Below are 5647 nucleotides of genomic sequence, written 5' to 3'. Positions count from 1 at the left end.
GCGCGGCCGGCCCCCCCCGGCCCCCGCGGCCACTGCGCCACTGTGTTGCCGCCGTCTTGCCGCCGTCAGGAGCGGGTGCGGGCCAGCTCCTCGTAGAAGCGCAGGAGGTCGATGTTGTCGACCGACCCCGGGTTGACCGCCTTCTCCATCGGCGTGCCCTGGAGCAGGCGCTTGACCGGGACCTCGATGCGCTTCCCGGTGAGGGTGTGCGGGATGGCCGGCACCTCGATGATCTCGTCGGGCACGTGTCGCGGGGAGAGCTGCTCGCGGATGACCGACTTGATGCGGCCGCGCAGCTCGTCGTCGAGGGTGGCGCCCGGCGCGAGGTGCACGAAGAGCGGCATCCAGTAGCCGCCGTTCGGCTCCTCGAGACCGATGACCAGCGATTCCTTGATCTCGGGCAGGCGCTCGACGGCCTCGTAGATGTCGGCGGAGCCCATCCGGACGCCCTGCCGGTTCAGGGTGGAGTCCGAGCGTCCGTGGATGACGACCGAGCCGTGGTCGGTGATCGTGATCCAGTCTCCGTGGCGCCACACGCCGGGGAACATCTCGAAGTAGCTGTCGCGGTAGCGGCTGCCGTCGGGGTCGTTCCAGAAGCGGATCGGCATCGAGGGCATCGGGTTGGTGACGACCAGCTCGCCGACCTCCCCGGTGAGCGGCTTGCCCGACGGGTCCCAGGACTGCAGGTCCGTGCCCAGGCAGGCGGCCTGGAGCTCGCCGATGTGGACGGGGAGGGTGGGGACGGCGCCGGCGAAGCAGCTGCAGACGTCCGTTCCGCCGCTGACCGAGGCGATCCAGAGGTCCTCGGCGACCTCGTCGTGCAGCCAGCGGAAGCCGTCGGGGGGCAGCGGCGAACCCGTGGTCGCCACGCACTTCACCGCGGACAGGTCGAAGTCGCGCGAGGGGTGGACCCCTGCCTTGCGGCAGGCCATCACGTAGGCCGCGGAGGTCCCGTACAGGGTGGCTCCGGTCCGCTCGGCGATCCGCCACTGGGCGCCGGTGTCGGGGTAGCCGGGGCTGCCGTCGTACAGGACGACCGTGGTGCCGGTGAGCAGGCCGGAGACGAGGAAGTTCCACATCATCCAGCCGGTGGAGGTGTACCAGAAGAAGCGGTCCTCGGGACCCAGGTCGCAGTGCAGGCCGAGCTGCTTGAGGTGCTCCAGCAGGATCCCGCCCTGCGACTGGACGATCGCCTTGGGCAGGCCGGTCGTGCCGGAGGAGTACAGCACCCACAGCGGGTGGTCGAAGGGGACCGGCTCGAAGACCGGCTCGGCGGCGGCGGAGGTCACGTCCGACCAGGCCAGGGCGCCGTCGGGGGTCGGCGTGCCGAGCAGCGGGATGTGCACGACGGCGCGCAGCGAGGGCAGCTCGGCGCGGAGTTCGGCGACGGTGTCGCGGCGGTCGTGCTCCTTGCCGCCGTAGCGGTAGCCGTCGACGGTGAACAGGACGACCGGTTCGACCTGCTGGAAGCGGTCGAGGACGCTGCGGGCTCCGAAGTCGGGGGCGCAGGAGGTCCACACGCCGCCGACGGCGGCGGTCGCGAGGAGCGCGACGACGGCCTCGGGGATGTTGGGGAGGTAGCCGCTGACCCGGTCGCCAGGGCGTACGCCGAGGGCGCGCAGCTCGGCGGCGAGCGCCCCGACCCGGCTGCGGAGCTCGGACCAGGTGACGGGGACGGCCTCGTGGGTCTCGTCCACGTACAGCAGGGCGGCGTCGTCGGCGCGCGCCGGGTCCTCGCCGGCGCGCAGGGCGTGCTCGGCGTAGTTGAGGGTGGCGCCGGGGAACCAGCGGGCGCCCGGCATCGAGCGGTCGGCGAGGACCGACTCGTAGGGGGTGGTGAAGCGGACGTCGAACCAGTCGGCGACGGCCTTCCAGAAGGTGTCGAGCTCGTCCACGGACCAGCGGTGCAGCGCGGGGTAGCCGCCGTCCGCGGGAGCCCCGTGCCGCTCGGCGGCCCACGCCTGGAAGGCGGTGATGCGGGCCGCGGCGATCCGGTCGGGCCCCGGGGACCAGAGGGGTTCCGGCTGGGTGGACGAGGTCATGGGTCGGCTCCCGGTCAAGTGTGCGGCTCGCGCGTGGTGTGCGTTGCGTACGGTGCCATCGCGCGGTGGGTGTGCGCGCGGCGGCACACAGGGACGATGCCATGCGATCTACGTCCGCACCAGAGGCGTCGGGGCGGCGCGGAGCAGGCGCCCGGGTGGCGGGGAGTCGGCCTCCGGGGTCCATGGACGGGTGAACGGAAGTTGAACGCAGCCTTCTCGGTCGACGGCCGATGGCAGGGTGAGCAGCATGAACGGTCGCGAACTGGTGCGTGCGGTGAAAGAGATCGGGACGGAGCGGGGGCGGCGGGCGTGGCGCTCGGCGCTGCGCCACCGGCGGGCGGACGCGGTGGGGCTCCCGCGCCGGGGCGTGGAGCGGGCGCGCGTGCCGGGGCTGCTGACCGGTACGGAGCCCCGGCCGGGCGGCGGGGTGCTGCGGTTCGCCCGCTCGGAGCTGCTGGTACGGGTCACGGTCGGCGGCGCGGTCTTCTGGGGCTGGGACGGGGCCGGGCCGACGCCCTCGTACGCGGTGGTGGGCAGCGGGCCGGAGCCCGACCCGCGGGCCGTGCTGGAGCCGGACACGGGCGGCGGCTGGCGGGTGGTGTCGGAGCGGGTGACGGTGGCGGTCTCCCGGCACGGGGCGGTGGAGGTCCGCACACCGGGCGGCGCGGTCCTGCGGCGGGAGCTGCCGCCGCGGTGGTGGGAGCCGGTGGGGGGCGGGCTTGCGGGGGGCGGAGATCCGGTTGGGGATGGGGTGGGGGGTTCGGGGGGTTCGGGGGGTTCGGGGGGTTCAGGAGGTTCGGGTTCGAGGGGGTCGGCGGGTTTGCCCTCGCGCTGGGTCGTGCGCGCCGAGGTGCCCGCGGACGCGCGGTTCTTCGGCCTGGGCGGGCGGGCGGCGGGGCCGCGGCTGCGCGACGGGGTGTACCGGCTGTGGAACACCGACCCGAAGGGGGGCTTCGGGCCCGGCGACGACCCGCTCTACATCACGATGCCGGTGCAGCTCGTGGTCGCGGACGCCGGGACGCACCTGGTGTTCCACGACAACTCGTGGGAGGGCCGGGTGACCCTGCGCGAGGGCGAGGAGGGCGCGGGCTCGGGGCCCGACCGGCCCGGTATCAGCCAACTGCGCATGGAGGGCGGCCCGCTGCGCTGCTGGGTGCTGGTCGGGACCCCGGCCCGGGTGCTGCAGGGCTGGTCGGGGCTGACCGGCGCCGCCGCCGTGCCGCCCGAGTGGGCGCTGGGCTACCAGCACGCGCGGTGGGGGTTCGGGAGCGCTGCGGAGGTGCGGCGCGTGGTGGCCGGGTACAGGGCGCGCGGGCTGCCGCTGTCCGCCGTGCACCTGGACATCGACCACTACGAGGGGCACCGCGTCTTCACGGTGGACGAGCTCCGCTTCCCCGATCTGCCGGGGATGGCGAGTGAGTTGCGGGAGCAGGGGGTGCGGCTGGTGTCGATCGTGGACCCGGCGGTGAAGGCCGGCGACGCGGTCCACAAGTCCGGCCTCGCTGTCGGGCCGGACGGTGCCTTCGTACGGGATGCGCAGGGGCAGGAGGTGCGGGGCGAGGTCTGGCCCGGCGAGTGCGCGTACCCGGACTTCACGGATCCGGCGGTGCGGAAGTGGTGGGGCGGGCTGTACGCGGAGCGGCTGGCGCAGGGATTCTCCGGGGTGTGGCACGACATGAACGAGCCGGTGTCGTTCGCACCGTTCGGGGACATGACCCTGCCCCGGTCCGCGCGGCACGCCCTGGACGGGGCGGGCGGGGACCACCGGGCCGCGCACAACGTGTACGCGCTGGGGATGGCACAGGCCGGGTGGGAGGGGCTGGTACGGCTGCGGCCCGGGGAGCGGCCGTTCCTGTTCTCCCGGTCGGGTTGGGCGGGCATGCAGCGGTACGGGGGCACGTGGTCCGGGGACGTGGAGACCGGGTGGGAAGGGCTGCGGGCCTCCCTCGCGCTGGTGCTGGGGCTCGGGCTGTGCGGGGTGCCGTACTCGGGGCCGGACGTGGGCGGGTTCGGGGGGACGCCGTCGCCCGAGCTGTATCTGCGGTGGCTGCAGCTGGGCGCGTACATGCCGCTGTTCCGGACGCACTCGGCGATCTGGGCGGGGCGGCGGGAACCCTGGGAGTTCGGGCCGGAGGTGGAGCGGCATGCGGCGGCCGTCCTGGCGGAGCGGGAGCGGCTGCGGCCCTACTTCATGACGCTGGCCCGGCTCGCCCGGCGGACCGGGGCCCCGTACGTGCGGCCGCTGTGGTGGGGCGCGCCGGAGGACCGCGGGCTGCGGGACTGCGAGGACGCCTTTCTGCTGGGGGACGCGCTGCTGGTGGCGCCGGTGCTCGAGCCCGGCGCGGACCGGCGGGCGGTCCGGCTGCCGCGGGGGCGGTGGTACGACACGGCGACGGGGACGGCGTACGAGGGGCCGGGGCAGGTGCTGCTGGATGCGCCGCTCGGACGGGTGCCGGTGCTGGCGCGGGCGGGGGCGGTGTTGGGGGTTCGGGACGAGCGGGGTTCGGGAGTCGGGCTGGAGGTGTGGGCTCCGGCGCGGGGGCGGAGCGGCGGTGGGGTGGTGATCCGGGATCCGGGGCCCGGGTTCGAGCAGGACCAGGTCGAGCGGTACACGGTGCGGTGGGAGGGGGATGCGGTGGTGGTCGAGGATGAGGGTGGGGGTGCGGGTGGGGGTGGCGGGCTGGTGGAGGGGGTTTTGGTGCGGGGGGATTGTGGTGGGGGTGGGGATGGGGCTCGGGCTGGGGATGGGGATGGGGCTGGTCGTTCTTCCCGGTTCTCTGGTTTTTCCGGCTCCGGGAAGGATGTAGCTCCGCTATAGCGGCGTACGGGAGCCTGCCCGTGCGCGGCGTACCGGCCGTGCTGCCGTCGGAGCGGTTCGATCAGGGGGTTTGTAATGGTCTTGGCGAGCCCGGCGAGGCCGGCGACGCTGGCGAGGCCTGCGCGACCGTTGGTTCCTCGGCTGCGGGCGTTACAGAGCCCGCGCCACTGGGACATGGCGCCAGGAGCCGAGGTTGTGGGTGCGTGCCAGTTGCTTGCGGCGTGGACGCTCGTCGTCGTCGCGACGCAGCAGGCGGCCCCGGTCAGATCCCTGACGATGTTCGGGGTCGGGTCGGTGGTCGCCGTGGCGGTGGGCTTCCTGCACGGAGTGCTGCTCGTCAAGCCCTTGGCGCTGCTGGGCCGGCTGACGGCCCGCCTGACGGCGTGGCCGCAGTCGGTTGCGGTGGTGGTGCTGATGGTGCCGCTCTCGGCGCCGCCGGCGGCCGTGGTCCGGTGGTGGCTCCGCGAAGCGGTTGCGGCGGCCCCGTCCTTCGGGGTGGTGTGGGCCGCCACGGCGGCGTGCGCGGTGCTCCCGCTCGCCGCGGGGACGGCTTTGCGGGCACGGGCGGTCCCGGTCCCGGCGAAGACGCTGTGGGCCCGTGGCCTGACAGTGACGGCGGCAGCCGTGGCCGTCATGACGATGGCCGGCTTCGTGATGGAACTGCCGGTGTAGGGAGGGGCGTCACGGTGGGGCGGGGTCGGTGGGTGTCCGGGGGCTTCCCGGCCGCCCATTGTCCTTTCGGTGCGGGCCGGCGCGTCAAGGGCGCTCCCTGCGGTCGCGTCGCTGC

Annotated in this window: 3 protein-coding genes; 2 read left to right on the top strand and 1 reads right to left on the bottom strand. The window is 74.4% G+C overall.

From position 1 onward, the window contains the following. Positions 1 to 65 precede the first annotated feature (65 nt). Positions 66 to 2042, bottom strand: coding sequence for an acetoacetate--CoA ligase (locus ABZ924_RS37970; protein WP_361920217.1), 1977 nt, complete (start codon positions 2040 to 2042; stop codon positions 66 to 68). 247 nt (positions 2043 to 2289) lie between these two features. Between ABZ924_RS37970 and ABZ924_RS37965 the strand changes: the two genes are divergently transcribed. Together ABZ924_RS37965 and ABZ924_RS37960 are read left to right on the top strand one after the other, a co-directional pair. Next, positions 2290 to 4860, top strand: coding sequence for a glycoside hydrolase family 31 protein (locus ABZ924_RS37965; protein WP_361920215.1), 2571 nt, complete (start codon positions 2290 to 2292; stop codon positions 4858 to 4860). Between the two features lie 195 nt (positions 4861 to 5055). Further along, positions 5056 to 5532 (top strand): hypothetical protein, encoded by a 477-nt coding sequence (locus ABZ924_RS37960; protein ID WP_361920214.1) that lies wholly within the window; start codon positions 5056 to 5058, stop codon positions 5530 to 5532. Positions 5533 to 5647 lie beyond the last annotated feature (115 nt).

Origin of the sequence: Streptomyces sp. NPDC046876 (genome assembly GCF_040645035.1) — a bacterium.
Classification (GTDB): domain Bacteria; phylum Actinomycetota; class Actinomycetes; order Streptomycetales; family Streptomycetaceae; genus Streptomyces.
This window is presented reverse-complemented; position numbering and strand designations above follow the sequence as displayed.